Origin of the sequence: Streptomyces sp. NPDC014889 (assembly GCF_043081205.1) — a bacterium.
In the GTDB taxonomy this organism is placed as follows: domain Bacteria; phylum Actinomycetota; class Actinomycetes; order Streptomycetales; family Streptomycetaceae; genus Streptomyces.
Map to the genome: position 1 here is coordinate 4,929 of NZ_JBIBWH010000008.1, position 18,673 is coordinate 23,601.

General features: G+C 73.7%; 15 protein-coding genes. 5 read left to right on the plus strand and 10 right to left on the minus strand.

What is annotated here, in order from left to right; translation table 11 throughout:
• Positions 1-137: 137 nt before the first annotated feature.
• Positions 138-377: a hypothetical protein gene (locus ACF09J_RS17040; RefSeq protein WP_392306214.1), complete on the minus strand. Its 240-nt coding sequence runs from the start codon at positions 375-377 to the stop codon at positions 138-140.
• A 1,613-nt stretch (positions 378-1,990) separates the two neighbouring features.
• On the opposite strand from ACF09J_RS17040, the gene ACF09J_RS17045 reads away from it, so the two are divergent.
• Complete coding sequence (locus ACF09J_RS17045) at positions 1,991-2,128, plus strand: hypothetical protein (protein ID WP_392306215.1); 138 nt, start codon at positions 1,991-1,993, stop codon at positions 2,126-2,128.
• 80 nt (positions 2,129-2,208) lie between these two features.
• On the opposite strand, the gene ACF09J_RS17050 is transcribed toward ACF09J_RS17045, so the two are convergent.
• The 8 genes from ACF09J_RS17050 to ACF09J_RS17085 all read right to left on the minus strand — a co-directional run bounded on the left by ACF09J_RS17050 (position 2,209) and on the right by ACF09J_RS17085 (position 12,970).
• Positions 2,209-4,212 (minus strand): SWIM zinc finger family protein, encoded by a 2,004-nt coding sequence (locus ACF09J_RS17050; protein WP_392306216.1) that lies wholly within the window; start codon positions 4,210-4,212, stop codon positions 2,209-2,211.
• On the minus strand, positions 4,212-7,187 hold the full coding sequence (locus tag ACF09J_RS17055) for an SNF2-related protein (RefSeq protein WP_392306217.1): 2,976 nt from the start codon (positions 7,185-7,187) through the stop codon (positions 4,212-4,214). The genes ACF09J_RS17050 and ACF09J_RS17055 overlap by 1 nt, the downstream gene beginning before the upstream one ends.
• A gap of 103 nt (positions 7,188-7,290) precedes the next feature.
• Positions 7,291-7,872: a sugar kinase gene (locus ACF09J_RS17060; RefSeq protein ID WP_392306218.1), complete on the minus strand. Its 582-nt coding sequence runs from the start codon at positions 7,870-7,872 to the stop codon at positions 7,291-7,293.
• Entirely contained in the window at positions 7,869-9,017 is a 1,149-nt protein-coding gene (locus ACF09J_RS17065) for an ROK family glucokinase (protein WP_392306219.1), read from the minus strand. Before ACF09J_RS17065 ends, ACF09J_RS17060 begins: the two co-directional genes overlap by 4 nt.
• Positions 9,018-9,171: 154 nt before the next feature.
• A complete protein-coding gene (locus ACF09J_RS17070) occupies positions 9,172-9,963 on the minus strand; it encodes an ATP-binding cassette domain-containing protein (protein WP_392306546.1) in 792 nt (263 codons plus the stop codon).
• Between the two features lie 20 nt (positions 9,964-9,983).
• A complete protein-coding gene (locus ACF09J_RS17075) occupies positions 9,984-11,048 on the minus strand; it encodes an ABC transporter permease (RefSeq protein ID WP_392306220.1) in 1,065 nt (354 codons plus the stop codon).
• Positions 11,045-12,049, minus strand: a complete 1,005-nt coding sequence (locus ACF09J_RS17080; protein WP_392306221.1) for a sugar ABC transporter substrate-binding protein — start codon at positions 12,047-12,049, stop codon at positions 11,045-11,047. The genes ACF09J_RS17075 and ACF09J_RS17080 overlap by 4 nt, the downstream gene beginning before the upstream one ends.
• Before the next feature lie 171 nt (positions 12,050-12,220).
• The gene (locus ACF09J_RS17085; RefSeq protein WP_392306547.1) at positions 12,221-12,970 is read right to left on the minus strand and encodes a GntR family transcriptional regulator; all 750 of its coding nucleotides are present in this window, start codon (positions 12,968-12,970) and stop codon (positions 12,221-12,223) included.
• Between the two features lie 117 nt (positions 12,971-13,087).
• Between ACF09J_RS17085 and ACF09J_RS17090 the strand changes: the two genes are divergently transcribed.
• The 4 genes from ACF09J_RS17090 to ACF09J_RS17105 all read left to right on the plus strand — a co-directional run bounded on the left by ACF09J_RS17090 (position 13,088) and on the right by ACF09J_RS17105 (position 18,124).
• On the plus strand, positions 13,088-14,110 hold the full coding sequence (locus tag ACF09J_RS17090) for a Gfo/Idh/MocA family oxidoreductase (protein ID WP_392306222.1): 1,023 nt from the start codon (positions 13,088-13,090) through the stop codon (positions 14,108-14,110).
• Positions 14,111-14,183: 73 nt separating this feature from the next.
• Positions 14,184-15,149 (plus strand): NADPH:quinone reductase, encoded by a 966-nt coding sequence (locus ACF09J_RS17095; RefSeq protein ID WP_392306223.1) that lies wholly within the window; start codon positions 14,184-14,186, stop codon positions 15,147-15,149.
• 501 nt (positions 15,150-15,650) lie between these two features.
• The gene (locus tag ACF09J_RS17100; RefSeq protein WP_392306224.1) at positions 15,651-17,150 is read left to right on the plus strand and encodes a M48 family metalloprotease; all 1,500 of its coding nucleotides are present in this window, start codon (positions 15,651-15,653) and stop codon (positions 17,148-17,150) included.
• Complete coding sequence (locus ACF09J_RS17105; protein WP_392306225.1) at positions 17,147-18,124, plus strand: hypothetical protein; 978 nt, start codon at positions 17,147-17,149, stop codon at positions 18,122-18,124. Before ACF09J_RS17100 ends, ACF09J_RS17105 begins: the two co-directional genes overlap by 4 nt.
• 147 nt (positions 18,125-18,271) lie before the next feature.
• Here ACF09J_RS17105 and ACF09J_RS17110 read toward each other — a convergent pair whose 3' ends face one another.
• Positions 18,272-18,667 (minus strand): ribonuclease domain-containing protein, encoded by a 396-nt coding sequence (locus ACF09J_RS17110; RefSeq protein ID WP_392306226.1) that lies wholly within the window; start codon positions 18,665-18,667, stop codon positions 18,272-18,274.
• Between the last annotated feature and the right edge of the window lie 6 nt (positions 18,668-18,673).

The window sequence follows — 18,673 nt, forward strand, 5'->3', positions numbered from 1 at the left end:
CTGAAGACCTTCGGCCCCTTGGAAGCCCTGAGGGCCTTGAATGCCAGCCTCTCCTTGAGGTCCAGTCGCACCCTGAACGCCGACCGAACCCTGGAAGCCCTGAGGTCCCACGGCACCCACGGCGCCCTGTGCCCCTGTCAAGCCCTGAGGGCCACTTGAACCCTGAGCACCGTCGAAACCCTGCACGCCCTGCGGTCCGGCCAAGCCCTGGAAACCCTGCGAACCCTGAGCGCCATCAGAGCCCTGCGGGCCGGCGACGCCCTGAAGACCTTCGGCCCCTTGGAAGCCCTGAGGGCCTTGAATGCCAGCCTCTCCTTGAGGTCCAGTCGCACCCTGAACGCCGACCGAACCCTGGAAACCCTGAGGTCCCTCGGCACCCACAGCGCCCTGTGCCCCTGTCAAGCCCTGAGCACCGTCGAAACCCTGAACGCCCTGCGGGCCGGCCAATCCCTGGAAACCCTGCGAACCCTGAGCACCATCGGAGCCCTGCGGCCCGGTCGTGCCCTGAGCACCGTCAGAGCCCTGCGTCCCGGTGAGACCCTGCGGTCCGGTGTCGCCTTGCGGTCCCTGAGCGCCCGTCGTGCCCTGCGGCCCCGTGGAGCCCTGGGGACCAGTCGAACCAAAACCCTGCGGGCCTTGAGGACCTGCCTCGCCCTGGGCTCCGGTAGAACCCTGGACTCCTTGCGGTCCCTGATCACCCGTGGCGCCCTGCGGTCCGCTGGTGCCCTCAGCACCGATGGAGCCCTGGATCCCCTGTGGGCCTTGCGGACCTGCGACGGGGTCGCCCTGGGGGCCGGTTGCTCCCTGCGGTCCGGCCTCGCCCTGGGGACCCTGCGGACCCGCGACAGGATCACCTTGAGGCCCCGTCGCTCCCTGCGGCCCGACATCACCCCGCGGACCCTGCGGACCCGGAACAGGATCCCCCTGAGGCCCGGCCTCACCCTGCGGACCCTGCGGACCCGGAACAGGATCACCCTGCGGCCCGGCCTCGCCCTGCGGACCCTGCGGACCCGGAACAGGATCACCCTGCGGCCCGGCCTCGCCCTGCGGACCCTGCGGACCCGCAACAGGATCACCCTGAGGACCCATCGCCCCCTGCGGACCCACATCACCCCGCGGACCCTGCGGACCCGAAACAGGATCACCCTGAGGCCCGGCCTCACCCTGCGGACCCTGCGGACCCGCGACAGGATCACCCTGAGGCCCCGTCGCTCCCTGCGGCCCGACATCACCCCGCGGGCCCTGCGGACCCGGAACAGGATCACCCTGAGGACCCATCACCCCCTGCGGACCCACATCACCCCGCGGACCCTGCGGACCCGGAACAGGATCCCCCTGAGGCCCGGCCTCACCCTGCGGACCCTGCGGACCCTGCGGACCCGCAACAGGATCACCCTGAGGCCCCATCGCCCCCTGCGGACCCACATCACCCCGCGGACCCTGCGGACCCGGAACAGGATCACCCTGAGGCCCGGCCTCACCCTGCGGACCCTGCGGACCCGCAACAGGATCACCCTGAGGTCCCGTCGCTCCCTGGGGGCCCTGCGTCCCTGTCGAGCCCTGCGGGCCGCTGGGGCCCTCCGCCCCAGGGGTGCCCTGGGTGCCCTGGGTGCCCTGGTTCCCCTGTGGGCCCTGCGGGCCCGAGCCCTGCGGGCCGGGGTCGCCCTGCGGGCCCTGCGTGCCGGTGGCTCCCTGGGCGCCTTGGGGGCCCTGGGGACCTTTTTTGCCTTGTGGGCGGTGCGGCCCATGCCCTTGTGGCCCACGCGGTTTATCGATTTTATCCCCGTGGGGGTCTTCGTCACCGCCGCCGGTGATGCGCCGGGGTCTGAAATCGGCGCTCACGGCGCCCTTCGGACCGTCGGCTTGTGCCCTCTCGAGCGCGTCGGCCGCAGCGGTCACGGTGGGGACGGAATGAAATACGACAGTAAGGGCGCCGACGAACGAAAGGAGGCCGGCAGTTCTGAGACGGGACCGTCGAAGCGCAGCCCTCATGCGTGCAATCCTCCTGGATGATTGTCCGGAAAACAGCCAGGCAAAGCCGATCAACCCGAAATTCAAGCGTGCGCCGGCCGTCGTAAACAATGCCAATATCGGCACTGACGACACTTACGCAAAACCACCGTTCTGAAAAGCCGCCCGATATCACTCAGTCAGCGCCGCCCGCGGGCCATCGACCGGTTTGAATTCAAAAGGCGCACGTCGGAACTGTCAGAGAGCGCCCGGTGCGCCCAGGCCGGTCAGGGCGCCGACCGGGTCGAGGTCGGGCGTACCGCGGGGCCACCAGTCGTCGCGGTCCGGCTCCGATTCGTACGCGTACCACAGGCCGTCCCGGCCCAGGCGGAGCTGGAGGTGACCGCGGGGGTGGGTGAGCCGGTTGCGCCAGGGGCGGAAGGCGGGCAGGTCGGCGGCGAGGAGCAGCGGGCGCGCCCGGTCGAACCGGCCGGCCGGCGGGTCCCAGGGATCCTCCAGCACGGCGAGTCCTTCCGCGCCGCCCTGGCGCCAGGCGGCCACCGCGCGCGCCAGTTCGGCCGTGCTGCGGCCGGTGGTGGCGGCGAGCGAGGCGTACAGGGCGCGGGTGGCCGCGGTCAGTCCGGAGCCGGGGCGGGCGGCGGCGAGTCGTACCGCGTCCTGCCAAAGGGTGAGCCCGCCGACCGGGTCGCGGCCGGTGGTGAGCATCGCGTGGGCGCGGGCGGCGGCGTCGGTGGCCAACTGGTCCAGGGCGAACGGGTCGGGGCCGCCCGGCGCCGCCGGGTACACCGGGGGCTGTTCCGGGTGCGGGGGTGGCGGCAGTGGCGCCGGCAGCGGCGGGCGGTGCCTCTCGACCAGCGCCTCGGCCGCTCGCATCCCCGGGAACGGCTCCGGTTCCCGCTCCTGCGCGGCGCGCGCCGCGCGGGTGGCGTTCAGCCGGGACAGGGCGTCGAGCAGTTCGCGCTCGCCCCGGCCGCGGAGCAGCAGCAGGACGAAGGGGTCGGCGTCCAGCAGGCGTGCGGTCTGGTAGCAGAGGGCAGCGGCGTGTTTGCAGGGGTGGCCGCGGTCGGGGCAGCTGCAGTGGGGCTCCAGGTCACCCGGGCCGGGGAGCAGCGGGACACCGCAGTCGGCGAGGGACTGGGGCATCTCCTTGTCGAGGAGCGCGGCGATGTGCCCGGGGCGCTCGGCCACGGCGTCCAGGAAGCGGTCCCAGTCGGCGTCGTCCAGCGTCCGCAGCCGTACCTGGACCCGGTACGGGCGCGGACGGCTCCCCTGCACGTACGCCAGGACCAGTCCCGGGGTGACGGTGACGGCGTCCACGTGCCCCGTCTGCGCGTATTCGCGCCCGCGGGCCAGCCTGGCCGCGTCCAGGGCGCCCTCCTCCAGCGCGTCGATCCACGCGTTGCCCCACCAGGTCTCGGCGAACCGCGCCGCATCCGCCTCCCGCGCCGGAAACGCCGGGAACGTACGCCGGAGTTCACCGTCCCGGCGTGGGGAGGCCATCGTGCGGGGCGTCCGGGGCGGCGCCAGGCGCTCGGGGCCGTCCGGCACCAGGGGGGACCCCGTCCCCGCCCAGGGGACGTCCGCGAAGGGGGCGCCAGGAACGGCTTCCTGTGGCGTGTGGTCCGGAGGGCCGGCGGGCGGGGTGGGCGGCCCGTCCGCGTGGGAGGCGACAGGACCGCGGTCCTGTGTGGCGCGGTTCGCCGTGAGGACGCTCGTCGGGGGGCTCGCGGCAGAGAGGTCCCGCGTCCGGGGCTCCGCCTGTGCGGCGTCCTCGCCGGAGCGCTCCGCACGGGCCGCACGCCGGGCCAGGGCGCCGCGCAGCGCCTCGCGCGCGGCCTCCGAGGGACGCGCCCCCGCGGGCCGCCGTGGTGCGGCGCCGTCCGCCGGGGCGCCGGAGGACGGCACCGCCGGTCGGGGTGCCGACTCCTCCGACTCCTCCGACTCCTCCGTGCCCTCCGTGTCCTTTGCGGTCTCTGTGTCCTCCGCGGCCTCCGCGGCCTTGGACGGCCCGTGCCCGGCCCCCTCGTCCGCGGCCCCCTCCTCCGCCGTGCCGTCGCCGCGCCGGGCTGACACCGCACGCCGCAGGGCGTCCCGTGCGGCGTCCCCGGGACGGCTCCCCGCACCGGCCGGGTCGTCCGGCCCGGGCCTGCGCCGGTCCGCGGGTCCGTCGAGGGGCCCGGTCTGCTGTTCGCGGGCGGCTCGCAGGGCTCGGCGGGCCGCGTCGGCGGGGCGTTCGTCCATCAGGCCTCCCTGCGCAGCGAGACCAGGTCGGACAGCTCGCGGTCGGTCAGTTCCGTGAGCGCCGACTCGCCCGTGCCGAGGATCGCGTCGGCCAGGGCGCGCTTCGCGGCGAGCATCTCGGCGATGCGGTCCTCCACGGTGCCCTCGGTGATCAGGCGGTGCACCTGGACCGGCTGGGTCTGGCCGATGCGGTAGGCGCGGTCGGTGGCCTGTTCCTCGACCGCCGGATTCCACCAGCGGTCGAAGTGGACGACATGGCCCGCGCGCGTGAGGTTCAGGCCCGTGCCCGCCGCCTTCAGCGACAGGACGAGGACGGGGGTCGCGCCGCTCTGGAAGCGGTCCACCATGCGCTCGCGCTCCGGGACCGGCGTACCGCCGTGGAGAAGGTCCACGGGGACCGCGCGGCCTGTGAGGTGGGAGGTGATCAGGCGGGCCATGCCGACGTACTGCGTGAAGACCAGCGCCGAACCGTCCTCGGCGAGCAGGGTGTCCAGCAGTTCGTCCAGGAGCGCCAGCTTGCCGGAGCGCGCCGCCGGCCGGTCACCCCCGCGCGCGTGCTCCTCCTTCAGGTAGAGCGCCGGGTGGTCGCAGATCTGCTTGAGCGAGGTCAGCAGCTTCAGGACCAGCCCGCGCCGGGCCATGCCCTCCGCGGTCTCGATGGCGAGCATCGACTCGCGCACCACGGCCTCGTACAGGGCGGCCTGTTCGCGGCTGAGCGGAACGGGGTGGTCCGTCTCGGTCTTGGGCGGAAGCTCGGGGACGATGCCGGGGTCGGACTTCCTGCGGCGCAGCAGGAACGGGCGTACGAGGCGGCCCAGGCGCCGCACGGCCTCGCCGTTGTCCTCGGCCCCGCCGCTCTCCACCGCGCGGGCGTGCCGGGCGCGGAAGGACTTCAGCGGGCCGAGGAGCCCGGGCGTGGTCCAGTCGAGCAGGGCCCACAGTTCGGAGAGGTTGTTCTCCACGGGGGTGCCGGTGAGGGCCACGCGCGCGGGGGACGGGATCGTACGCAGCGCCTTCGCGGTCGCCGAGTACGGGTTCTTCACGTGCTGGGCCTCGTCGGCGACGACCATGCCCCAGGGCTGCCCGGCCAGCAGAGGCGCCGCGGAGCGCATCGTGCCGTACGTGGTGAGCACGAAGCCGCCGTCGAGGCCGTCCAGGGTGCGGTCCGGGCCGTGGAAGCGGCGGACGGGGACGCCGGGGGCGAACCGGTTGATCTCCCGCTGCCAGTTGCCCAGCAGGGAGGCCGGGCAGACCACCAGGGTGGGTTCGCGGTGCGCCCGCTTGAGGTGCAGGGCGATGACAGTGACCGTCTTGCCGAGGCCCATGTCGTCGGCGAGGCAGCCGCCGAGACCGAGGGAAGTCATCAGGTCGAGCCAGCCCAGGCCGCGCAGTTGGTAGTCGCGCAGGGTGGCCTCGAGGCCCGGTGGCGGTTCGGCGGGCCGTACGCCGGCCGTGAGCCGGTCCCGCAGGGCCGCCAGCGTGCCGACGGGCACCGCCTCGACCGTCTCCCCGTCGACCTCCGCGGTGCCGGTGAGGGCGACGGAGAGCGCGTCGACCGGGTCGAGCAGGCCGAGGTCTCGTCTGCGGGCCTTGCGGACGAGGGCCGGGTCCACGAGCACCCAGCGGTCCCGCAGCCGCACCACCGGTCGGTGGGCCTCGGCGAGCACGTCCATCTCGGCGTCGCTGAGCGGGTCGCCGCCCAGCGCCAGTTGCCAGCGGAACCTGAGCAGTTCCTCGCTCTCGAGGAAGCCGGTGCCGTCCTTGGCGGAGCCCGGCGCGGGGCGCACGACCGCGGTCGCCGTGAGGTCCTGGGCCAGGTCGCGCGGCCAGTGCACGGCGACGCCGGCCGTGGCGAGCCGGGTCGCGGCCACGCCGAGCAGCTCGCTCACCTCGGCCTCGGAGAGTGCGAGGACGTCGGGCACCTCCTGCTCGGAGAGCCGGTCCAGCGGTGGCCAGACGCGGGCCGCGCGCCGTACGGCCAGGGCGGCGTCCACGCGTGCGCGCGGGCCGAAGGCCGCGTCCGCCTCGCCCGCCCACAGGGCCGCCGCGTCGGCGACGAGGGTGGGGTCGGCGAGGCTGTGCACCTGGACGATCGCCGCGCCCGCACCGCGGGCGCCCCCGCCCCCACCGTCGCCGTCGCCGTCGCCGTCGCCGTCGAACAGGCTGTGCGCGGAGAGGTCCAGGCGCAGTGAGACGCGTACGCCCGCGTCCATGCCGGCGGCGACCTCGGCCGCCCAGTCGTGGGCGTGCGGCAGGCGCTGCGGTCCGCGGGCGGCGAAGGGCCTGCCGGAGGTGTGCGGTGCGGCCGGGGTGCGGGGCAGGGTGTCGGCCACCGCGTCGAGGAAGGTGCGCAGCAGCGCCTCCGGTTCGGGCAGGCGCAGCGGGCCGGAGCCGGGCAGCGGGACCGCGTGGCCCTCGTGGGGCAGGGCGGCGGCGATCGCGCGCAGGTGGGCGATGTCGTCCGGGTCGAGAGGGCCCGCGCGCCAGGCGTCGTACCCGGTGGCGGTCAGGCCGGGGAGCAGCCGCCCACGGGCGACGAGCCGCAACGCGTGCAGGGCGGCGGCGCCCCAGCAGGCCGTGGCGGGATGCGCCGCCGGGTCGTGCCGTGCCCGGACGAGGTGCGGCAGCGCGTCCTCGATCGGCAGCGACAACGCGGGCGCGCTCCTGCGCCGGGCCCCCTGTCCGTGCCGCCGCACGACGGTGAGCTCCGTCCGCACAGCCGCTCCCCCGCCGCGCGGCCCCGGCGTCCCTGTGACCGCCTGTTCCGCGCGCTCCGAGCGGGCGTCGGCCCCTCGGCCGGCCCCGTCAGGGGCGGCAGCCAGGTCGCTCCCCTTCCATACGTCGCCGTTCGCGTCCCAGAAGGCGACACGGCTGTCCCGGGGAAGAGGCGCGGGAAGGAAGACGGCGGCGAGGCGTGGGGACACGGGGGCCGCGTCCGTCGCGCCGGCGGTCGCGCCGGTCGCCATGTCGCTCATACGTCCTGTCACCTCCCGCTCGCCGTCCGGTCCAGTCGTCTTCGACTCTACGGGCGGGGTCTGACAATCGGCTCCGGCGGCCTGGTCCGGGCCGCGGCCGGGGTCAGGGGACGGTGCGGGAGACGACGTAGACCATCGGCAGGACCGGGTTCGACAGGTTCACGACCACGTCCTGCGTGGGGGCCGGGTTCTTCTGGCTGTGGGTGAGGCCCCACCAGGGGCCGGGGCTCGTGAAGGTCCAGCCGGTGGTCTTCTTGTCCCGGGCGCCGACGGTGACGGAGCCCTCCTTCAGATCGCTCCGGTTGACGCCCATGGCCTCCAGGAAGGAGGTGAGGCCCGGTTCGGTGGTCCGGAACTGGACGTAGAGGCGGCTGGTCTTCCAGTTGTTGGTCTCGTAGTAGGAGATCCGGTCGGCCGGGTGCGGTATCGGGACCTGGTAGAGGCGGCGCTGGACCTTGGACGGGTAGCCGGGCGCGAGGCCCTTCACCGCGTACCGGGCCTCCTTGTCCTTGCCGCTGTCGCGGCTCTGGTTGGCGGAGATCACCAGGTAGCCGGCCGGGACGCCGATGAGCAGCACGATGATCAGCAGGGTGAGGGCCCTGCGGCGGTTGCGGCGCCGACGGTCCTCGACGCGCGGTGGCCGGCCGTCCGGAGGCGCCGCCTGGCGTGGCAGCGACATCGTCACAGCGCCTCCCGGGCCTCGCGCCGCGCCTGCGCGTACCGCTCGTAGCGCTCGTACCGCTCGACCCGGCGGCGCTTGGCGCGCCGGAAGCGGCGGGCGACCAGCCGGGCGAGGTCGGCGGCGCCGACCATGCCGGCCTCGGGGCCGAGCTGGGCGCGGGTGATGCGGGCCTCGGGGCGGTAACCGCGGCCGGTGAGGTGTCGCCGGAACGCGTCGCGCGCGGGGCCGATCAGCAGGTCGTCGGCCGCGGAGACGCCACCGCCGATGACGAAGCAGGACGGGTCGAGGGCGGCGGCCAGGTTGGCGATGCCGACGCCGAGCCACTGGCCGATGTCCTGGAGCAGCTCGACGCACATGGCGTCGCCGTCGCGGGCCAGCTCGGTGATCATCGGCCCGGTGATGTCGGCGATGTTCCCTTTGACGTGCTCGATGATCCCGTAGGCGACCGGGGAGTCGGCGGCGGCCAGCTCGCGCGCCTCCCGCACCAGGGCGTTCCCCGAGCTGTACTGCTCCCAGCAGCCGCGGTTGCCGCACGGGCAGCGGTGGCCGCCGGGCACGACCTGCATGTGCCCGAACTCGCCGGCGACCCCGAACTTGCCCCGCTTGACCTGGCCGTCCTCCAGGATCGCGCCGCCGATGCCGGTGCCCAGCGTGATCATGACGAGGTGGTCCTCGTCGCGGCCCGCGCCGAAGCGCCACTCGGCCCAGGCGGCGGCGTTGGCGTCGTTGTCGACCAGGACCGGCACGGACAGACGTTCGGAGAGTCGGTCGCGCAGCGGTTCGTTGCGCCAGGACAGGTGGGGGGCGAAGAGCACGCGGTTGCGATCGGCGTCGACCCAGCCGGCCGCGCCGATGCCGACGGCGTGCACGTCGTGCCGGTCGGACAGGTCCAGGACCAGTTCGACGATGGTGTCCTCGACGACCCTCGGGCTCTTGGACTTGTCCGGGGTTTCGGTGCGGAGCCGCTCCAGGATGTTCCCGTCGGCGTCGACGACGCCCGCCATCACCTTGGTGCCGCCGATGTCGATGCCCACCGTGGGGACGCGCGGCGCGGTCAGGTGGGAGCGCCGCTCCCGGGTGCCGACCGTGCGCAGCACGGGAGCGCGTCGGGAGCCGATGGGGGCGGTGAGGTCGCGGTAGGTGCTCATCGGGCCCGATTCTGCCGCACGCCGGGTAAGGGTTCCGTACGGGGCACCCAGGGTCCGGCGCCCGGTTTGTACCGGTATTTGTACCGGACGGGGAGGCGCGGGAGCCGTCGCGCCCGCGCCGCGGAGCCGCATGATGCCACAAGCCCGCAGGCCCTCAGGACCCTTGCAGCTCATGGCGCAGATCGTCCAGGTCGCTGCCTCCGGCCATCTGCCGGGTCAGCTCGTCCAGGGTGATCCCGTCCCGGGTGTGGTGGCCGACCATGGCGCCTCGCCGCAGCAGGACGAATCGGTCGCCTACGAGGTAGGCGTGATGCGGGTTGTGGGTGATCAACACAACGCCCAGACCCTGGTCGCGGGCTGCCGCCACATATCTCAGCACCACGCCCGACTGCTTCACGCCGAGCGCCGCGGTCGGCTCGTCCAGGACGAGCACCTTCGCTCCGAGGTGCACCGCGCGCGCGATGGCGACGCACTGGCGTTCGCCGCCCGACAGGGTGCCGATGGGCTGGTCGACGTCGCGCAGGTCGATGCCCATCCGCAGCAGTTCGGCCCGTGCCGTCCTGCGCATGAGGTCGACGTCCAGGCGCTTGAAGGGGCCGGTCCCCTTGCGGGGCTCGGAGCCGAGGAAGAAGTTCCGCCAGACCGGCATGAGGCCCACGACCGCCAGGTCCTGGTACACCGTGGCGATGCCCCGGTCCAGGGCGTCGCGCGGGGAGGTGAACCGGGTCTCCTCGCCCTCGACGCGCAGGACGCCGCCGTCGTGCTGGTGCAGTCCCGCGATGATCTTGATCAGGGTCGACTTGCCGGCGCCGTTGTCGCCGAGGACACAGGTGATCTCCCCGGCGTGGACCTCCAGGCCGACGTCCTCCAGGGCGCGGACACCGCCGTAGTGCTTGCTGACGCCGGACAGCTCCACGAGTGCCGTACGCGCTTCGGTCCGTGTGATCGTACGTGCTTCGGTCTGCGTCATTTGGTGGCCTCCGCCCGCCTGCGGACCCAGGTGTTGAGCAGGGTCGCGAGGAGCAGCATCGCTCCGAGGAAGAACTTGAACCAGTCGGGGTTCCACTCGGCGAAGACGATGCCCTTGCTGGTCATGCCGAACAGGAGCGCCCCGACCGCCGACCCGATGGCGCTGCCGTGTCCGCCGGTGATCAGGCAGCCGCCGATGACCGCGGCGATGATGTAGATCAGCTCGTTGCCGACGCCCTCGCCGGACTGCACCGCGTCGAAGGAGAACAGCAGGTGCTGCCCGCAGATCCAGGCGCCGAGGGCCACGCCCATGTAGAGGCCGGTCTTGGTCCTGGTGACCGGTACACCGACCGCGCGGGCCGCGTCCTTGTTGCCGCCGACCGCGAAGATCCAGTTGCCGGCGCGGGTGCGCAGCAGGATCCAGGAGGCGAGGGCGACCAGGCCGAGCCACCACAGGATGGTGACCTTGACCTCGACGCCGCCGAGGGTGAGCGTCGAGGCGAACACCGCGTGGGCGCCGGCGAAGCCCTCCATGTCGCCGATCGTCTTGGTGGAGACGGTGCCGTCGATCAGCTTGGTGAAGCCCAGGTTCATCCCGGCCAGCATCAGGAAGGTGCCGAGGGTGACGATGAAGCTGGGCAGTCCGGTGCGGGTCAGCATGAAGCCGTTGAAGGCGCCGATCGCCAGGGTGACCAGCAGTGATACGCCGACCCCGACCCAGACGTTCGCCGTCATCCGGTAGCTGAACATCGAGGAGACCAGCGCGGAGGACGTCACCATGACGCCCGCCGACAGGTCGAACTCGCCGCCGATCATCAGCAGCGCGACCGGAACCGCCATGATGCCGATCGTCGAGGACGCGTACAGGACAGTGCTGAGGCTGGAGGCACGCAGGAAGCCGTCCGCGGCGCAGGCGAAGAAGACGAAGACGGCGATGGCGCCGACGACCGAGCCGAGCTCGGGGCGAGTGAGCAGTCCGCGCAGCACCGAGGCCCGCAGAAACGTTTCGGCAGTTGTGGTCTCGGCGGGAGCGACGGGTCGGCCGGTGGTGGTGCGGCTCATCGGGTGCCTCGCTTCGTGTACTCCTCCAGCGTGGCCGCCTGGTCCTTGGTGACGATCTGCGGGCCGGTGAGCACCGACCGTCCGCCGCCGAGGACGTCGCCGTTGTACTTGTAGAGCCAGAGCAGGTCGACGGCCTGGTAGCCCTGGAGATAGGGCTGCTGGTCGACGGCGAAGCCGAGTGTGCCGTCCTTGAGTTCGGCGGCGACCCTGGCGTTCAGGTCGAAGGTGTCGACCTCGGCCCGGCTGCCGGCGTCGGCCTTCGCCTTGACGGCGGTGTCCGCGTACGGGGCGCCGAGCGTGACGACGGCGTCGACGGACCTGTCCGCCTGGAGCCGGGCGCCGATCGCGGCCTGCACGTCGGGCATGTTGGTGCCGTTGACGTAGAGGTTCTCGACCGTGCCGGAGAAGGTCTTCGCCACTCCGGCGCAGCGCTGCTCGTGGCCGACGTTGCCCTGTTCGTGCAGGACGCAGAGCACCCTCTTCTTCCCCCGCTCGTTCAGCTCCTGCCCGACGGCCTCACCGGCGACGGACTCGTCCTGGCCGACGTGAGTGAGGGCGCCGTACGCCCTGGACTGTGCCGATCCGGAGTTGACCGTGATCACCGGGATACCGGCCTTCTCGGCGCGGGCCACGGCGGCCTTGAGCGCGTCGGGCTTGGCGAGGGTGACGATGATGCCGTCGACCCTCTTGTCCACCGCGGCGTCCACGAGCTGGGCCTGCTGCTGGGCCTCGGCGTCGTGCGAGTACAGGAAGTTGATGTTGTCCTTGACGGCGGCCTGCTTGGCGCCGCTCTGCACGATGTCCCAGAACGTGTCGCCGTCCCCGGAGTGCGTGATCATCGCGAAGGTCCAGCGGGGGGTGTTCACCGCGGCCCTGCCCTGGGCCGCCGCGGCCTTGCGGGCGTCCTCCGCGCGCTTGCCGCCGGTGCTGCTGCACCCCGCCAGCGACAGGGACAGCGCCCCTGTCAGCGCGATGACTACCCAGGTTGGAAAGCGTGCCACGAGGCCGTGCCCTTCTTGCTGTGCCCGAACGTACGCAAGGGGCCGATGGTGATCCCGCCGGCCCCGAACGTTCCATTATCGGACACCGGAATGGCTCGTTCCGCGGCCGGGGACCGATGAGCGGTCATATTGTCCGGACATGGCGGGGGAGGTCGGGACCGTACGAGGGCGTCAGGACCGTACGAGGAGCTGGAACTCGAAGGAGTAGCGGGAGGGCCGGTAGGTGTGCGTGCCGTACTCCACCACGCGGCCCGTGTCGTCGAAGGTGGTGCGCTGCATGGTGAGCAGGGGGGCGCCCTCGGCCTCGGCGAGCCGCTCGGCCTCGGCGGGGGCGGCGGCGCGGGCGCCGATGCACTGGCGGGCGCTGTGCAGGGTGATCCCGGCGGCGCGCATCAGCCGGTACAGGCCGGTGGCTTCGAGCTGGCCGGTGTCCAGGTCGAGCAGTCCGGGCGGCAGGTAGTTGGTCAGGTACGCCATCGGCTCGCCGTGGGCCAGGCGCAGCCGTTCGATGCGCTGGACCTCCTCGCCCTCGGCCACACCCAGGGCGGCGGCGACCTCGGCGGAGGCCGGGACGACCGTGTTGACCAGGACCTTCGTCGTGGGGCGCTGCCCGGCCGCCTCCAGGTCGTCGTAGAGGCTGCTCAGCTCCAGCGGGCGCTTGACGCGGCTGTGCACCACCTGGGTGCCGACACCGCGGCGGCGCACCAGGAGGCCCTTGTCCACCAGCGACTGGATGGCCTGGCGGACGGTGGGCCGGGACAGGCCGAGCCGGGCGGCCAGCTCGATCTCGTTGCCCAGCAGGCTGCCGGGGGTGAGGCCGCCGTGCTCGATCGCGGCCTCGAGCTGCTGGGAGAGCTGGAAGTACAGCGGTACCGGGGAACTCCGGTCCACACGGAGTTCGAGTGAGACGGTGGGGTCCACTTCTGGTTTCGGCACGGGCCGAGCGTAGCTCCGCGGCCGGTTGACGGGAAGTAGTGAAGTCCGATTGTCCGGACATGCGGATTGACAGGGTCAGGGGTCCGCCCTCACTTTGTTCCCATGCGCATCGGGGTCATCGGTACGGGCCGCATCGGCACCATCCACGCGAACACGCTCAGCCGCCATCGAGAGGTCGGCTCCTTGATCCTCACGGACGCCGATCCGGCGCGGGCACAGGCCCTCGCCCTGCGGCTGGGTGAGACGGCGGCACCGGGGGTGGACGAGATATTCACCTGGGGGGTGGACGCGGTGGTGATCACCACCGCGACCTCCGCCCACGCCGAGCTGATCGGCCGGGCGGCACGGTCGGGGCTGCCGGTGTTCTGCGAGAAACCCATCGCCCTGGACCTACCGGGGACATTACAGGCGCTCGCCGAGGTCGAAGCCGCCGGCACGGTGCTCCAGATGGGCTTCATGCGCCGCTTCGACACGGGTTACGCGGGCGCCCGCGAGGCGGTGCGCTCGGGTCGCCTCGGGCGTCTGCACACGGTGCGCGCGCTCACCTCCGACCAGGCACCGCCGCCGCCCGAGTGGCTTCCGCTGTCCGGCGGGCTGTTCCGGGACACACTCATTCACGACTTCGACGTGCTGCGCTGGGTGACGGGCCGTGAGGTCGTCAGCGTGTACGCGGCCGGGTCCGACGCCGGCCCCGCGATGTTCCGCGCGGCGGGTGACGTCGACACCGGCGCGGCGCTGCTCACCCTCGACGACGGCACGCTCGCCACCGCCACCGCGACCCGCCTCAACGGCGCGGGCTACGACGTGCGCATGGAACTCGCCGGTGAGCGGGACCAGATCGTGGTCGGCCTCGACGACCGGACGCCGATCGCGTCCACCGAGCCGACCGGGCCGCCTGCCGCGGACAAGCCCTGGCCCGGCTTCCTGGAACGCTTCGGTCCCGCGTACGAGGCCGAACTCGCCGCGTTCGTAGGGGTGTTGCACGGCGAGCGCCCCAACCCCTGCGACGGCCGCGAGGCCCTCCAGGCCCTGCGCGTCGCCGAGGCCTGCGAGGTCTCCCGCCGCGAGCACCGCCCGGTGAGCCTGGCGGAGATCCCGGGCGCGGACAGGGCCGTCTTCCGCTGACGGGCCTCAACCGGCCGCGGCCGCCGGCGTCGCACGCGCCGCGCGGGCCAGGTGAGTGGGAGAATGGGTGGTCATGCGCGCCGCCTATGTCGAACAGCTCGGGTCGCCCGACGTCATCCGCTTCGGCGAGTTGCCCGATCCTGTGCCGGGGGCGGGTGAGGTGCTCGTGGACGTGGTGGCCACCGCGGTCGATCCGGTGGACACCTACGTCCGGTCGGGGCTGTTCCGTACGCCGCTGCCCTTCCCGTTCGTGGTGGGGCGCGACCTCGTCGGCACGGTGGCGTCCGCGGGGTCCGGTTTCGCCGTCGGCGAGACGGTGTGGTGCAACAGCCTGGGCCACGACGGCCGCCAGGGCGCTGCCGCCGAACGGGCCGTGGTGCCCGCCGACCGCCTCTACCGGCTGCCGGCGGGCGTGCGCCCGGAGGAGGCGGTGGCCGTGTTCCATCCCGCCGCGACCGCCCATCTCGCCCTCTTCACGCACGGCGGGCTGCGTCCCGGTGAGACGGTCCTGGTCGGCGGCGCGGCCGGCAACGTGGGCAGCGCGCTGGTGGAGTTCGCGTGCCGGGCGAACGCACGCGTCCTCGCCACGGCCGCGCCGCGCGACCACGAGCACGTACGCTCCCTGGGCGCGGCGGAGGTCGTGGACTACCACGCCCCCGATCTCGCGGCGCGGCTGGCGAGGCTCGCTCCGTCCGGCGTCGACGTCCACGTCGACACCTCGGGACGCAACGACCTGACGACCGCGGTCGGTCTCCTCGCCCACCGCGGCCGCGTCGTCGTCCTGTCCGGCGCCCGCGACGAGCCGACCCTGCCGGTCGGTCCGCTCTACATGAAGGACGGCTCCCTGCGCGGCTTCGCCATCTCCAACGCCACGGCCGCGGAACTGGCCGAGGCGGCGGCCGCCGTCAACGACCTCCTGGCCTCGCGCGGCCTGCGGCCCCGCTCGGTCGAGTACCAGCCCCTCAGCGCCGCGGCGGAGGCCCACCGGCGCATGGAGCGCGGCGAACTCCACGGCCGGCGCGTGGTCCTGCGGCCCTGACCCGCCCCCGTGGGGAAATGGCCCCCAGCCTCCTCACCCACCCTGGCTCCGGGCTCCGGGCTCCGGGCTCCGGGCTCCGGGCTCCGGGCTCCGGGCCCCGGGCTCCGGGCTCCGGGCTCCGGGCTCCGGGCTCCGGGCTCCGGGCTCCGGGCTCCGGGCTCCGGGCTCCGGCGGGAGTCTCGCCCCGCCGCCGGGCGCACCTGACGGGGCCGCCCGGGTCCCCGAGCACGTACGACCGAGCGGCTCGCCGCCAGGCGCTCACCGGACGGTCCCATCGCCGGACGCGCATGACCGAGCAGCCCGCCGCCAGCCACTGACCGCACGGCCCCATCGCCCGGAGCGCATGGCCGAAACAGCCCGCCGCAGCTCGGCGCTGCGCCCCTGAACCGGCCCTGGCAGAACAGCCCCGCCCGGCCCGGTGACGTACGTGCACTCGGCGTCCGTGTGTTCGATCCGGTTATGACAGAATCCGCCGACACCTCACGGCACGACAGGAGTGTGATGGACGGTCGCGTATCCGGGGGGCCGCAGATCTCGGCGGTCCGCGCCTGGTTGTTCGCCGCGGCCATGGCAGCCGTCGCCTGGCTTCCGCTGATCGGCTTCGTACTTCTGGTCGTGGTCGCCGGTCTGGCCTGGGGGACCTGGCCGGTGATCGCGCTGCCGATGATGTGGTTCCTTCCGGCCGTGTACGCGGCCGTCCTCCCCGAGGCCCTGCCGGGCCGGGCGGTACTGCCGGACGACGAGCCGGAACTCGCGGCGCTGGTGCGGGACATGGCCGAACGGACCGGTTTCGCCGCTCCCCTGCTGGTGCGGATCCTCCCGGAGCCGACGGTGGTCACGGGCCGGGTGAGGGTCGCGGGCGGACACGCCTACGCGCTGCTGCTCGGACTGCCGCTGGTCCGGGCGCTCCCGGCCACGCAACTGGCCGCCGTGATCGCGCACGAGCTGGCCCACCGGCGTCACTTCGACGACCGTCGCTCACGTGCCTTGCTGGCGGCTCGCGCCGCGGTCGCCGAACGGCTCGAGGGGCGCCTGCGGCCACTGGCCCCGTTGGCCACTCCCCTGCTGCGCGCGACCCAGCCATGGTCCTGGCACGAGGAGTTGGCGGCAGACGCGGAGGCCGCCCGGGTGGTGGGCGGCGCCGCGGTGCGCGAGGCCGTCGAGCGGGTCGCCGTGATCGAGTCGGCTTTCCACGGGCTCGCGCAGGACTGGGCGGAGGACCTGGCCGAGGACGGCACGTATCCGGTGGACCTCTACGAGGCGTTCGACCTCGCCCTCCAGGATCCGCTGGTCCGGGACCGGGCCGCCCGAGAGGACGCCGAGGACGAGGCCCTGGACGCCTACGCGATCGCCACCCATCCGCCGTCGTCCGTACGGACGGCCGCGCTGCCGGACACCGGCGACCGCACGGCGTACGGCACGGCCCCGCTCGTGCTGCGTGACGCCGAGGCGGTCGCCGACTGGTGCGTCCGGCGACTGGCCTGCGCGGACGGACCCGGCGGGACGCTCCAGGCGGGCGGCGGCGTGCGGGGCGGCGCCCTCCGGCCCGATGACCTGAAGCCGGTGCGCCTGCTCGAACTCGACCCCGACAGGTTCCGCCTCCCCTCCGACGGCGGGCCCCGCGCGGAGGCGCTGCCGGCCGCGACCGGGCAGCCCTCCCCCACCCTGGCGCTGCGCGCGGCACTGGACGCCGTCGCCGACGACGACTGGTACGGCCTGGCCCACCGGACCCACCCCCGGCTGCGCCGGCTGCCGGCCGCCTTGCGCAGGACGGCCGGCAGGCGGGTACTGGCCGGTGCCATGGGCGCGACCCTGAGGCCGCTGCTGCTGGAAGCCGGCTGGTCCTACGCCTCCCGCTGGATCAGCACCGTGCTCACGGCTCCCGACGGCACGGTCGTCGACCTGTACGAGGTGCTCGTCACGGCCGTGGACGGCGGCGACCCGGCGCCCGTCCACGCCCTGCTGGAGAAGGCCGGGACCGAGAAGGCGGAGAGAGCATGAGACGCCCCGGCCCCGCCCTGCGCGTCGCCCTGCTGGGCGTGACGGCCACCCTGACCGGATTCGCGCTGTTCGCGGGCTGGCTGGGTTTCCACGCGTACACCTACGGCCAGGCCCGCGACCGGGCCACGGCCCGCGCCACCGGCGTGGTCGTCGAGGACGGCCTCGGGGACACCGAGGACATCCGGGTGCGCTGGAAGGACCGCACGGGCCGTGAGCACGTGCAGCGCTTCGAGATCTACGACACCGACCGCTACACCGAGGGCCGCCGCTTCCCCGTCGCCTACGACCCGGACGAGACGGACCCGCGCGGCTTTCCCGGTGACCCGGAGGAGACGGCCACCGAGGACGACCTGTTCGTCCCCGTCCTGCTCGCCGGGTTCACGGCCGCCGGGCTGTGCTCGGTGTGGGTCCGGCGCGGGCTGCGGTTCCGGCGGGCGGCGCGGCGGCCGTCGCGGCCGATGACCGCGACGGTGCACTGCGGTGCCCGGGCCGCCTCCCCACGGGCGCTGTCGGAGACCCTGTGGCTCCGGCTCACCGAGGCGGGCGCGAGCGACGGGCCGGCGGTCTGGCAGCGGATCATGTGGCATCCCGTCCTCGACGAGCTCCGCGGCCCGGTCGAGGTGAGCGCCCACCACGGGGCGCGCTCGCGCGGCGCGGTGGCGGTACGGCTGCCGGACGGCACCCGTCCGGTGCCCCTGGGGCGGCGGCGCCGCGTTGTGCCACGCCGGGTGCTCGACGAGTACGCGGTGGTCCGTACGACCCTGAAGGACTCCTTCACCCCGGTCGACGCCGCGTCGCTCTCCGCGCGGCCCTGGTGGTGGCCGGGCGCCCGGGCGGCCGCGTTCGGGCTGGTCCTGGGCGCTGTGGCGGGGGCGTTCCTCGTCGGCGGGAGCCTGGTGGCCGCCGTGGGGATGGCGCTGTGCGCGGGCACCCTGCTCACCGCGCTGTGGGCGCTGAGCGCTCCGCGGCCCTGACCGGCGCCGTCACCGGGCCGTACCCGCGGCACCCGAGTGCGGCTGCCCGGCACCGCCCCGTCCGAGCCGGGGCCGGACGGCCGCCCGCCCCGCGGCCGGTGTGGGTGGAGGTTCCGCGGGGCGAGGGACGTGCCGTGGACTCGTGGTTCAGCAGCCGAAGTTGACGAGCTTGAACGTGACGTAGTGGTCCGCGGTGTAGTAGTCCTCCCGGGTCTTCTGACCCGTGACTATGCGCCGCGCGCCGCGGTCGGGGGAGCCCGGGGTGACGACCGTGTACTCGTGGTAGTACCCGCTCGACTGCTTGGGCAGGACGCCCTCGCGGTTCTGGAAGACGGCGCCGTCCTGGGAGTAGGGGAAGGGGCCGCCCTTGTCGATCAGACGCAGCGTGTCGTACGCCTGTGAGGGCAGCGCGCTGTAGCAGATGCTGCCGACCGCGGTCGCGGCGGCGTCGGCCGGGGCCGCGGCGACGGTGCCGCCGACGAGGAGAGCGGACAGGAGGGCGCCCGCGGCGCCGATCCGGGTGGTACGCGGGGGGAATGTCATGCGCCC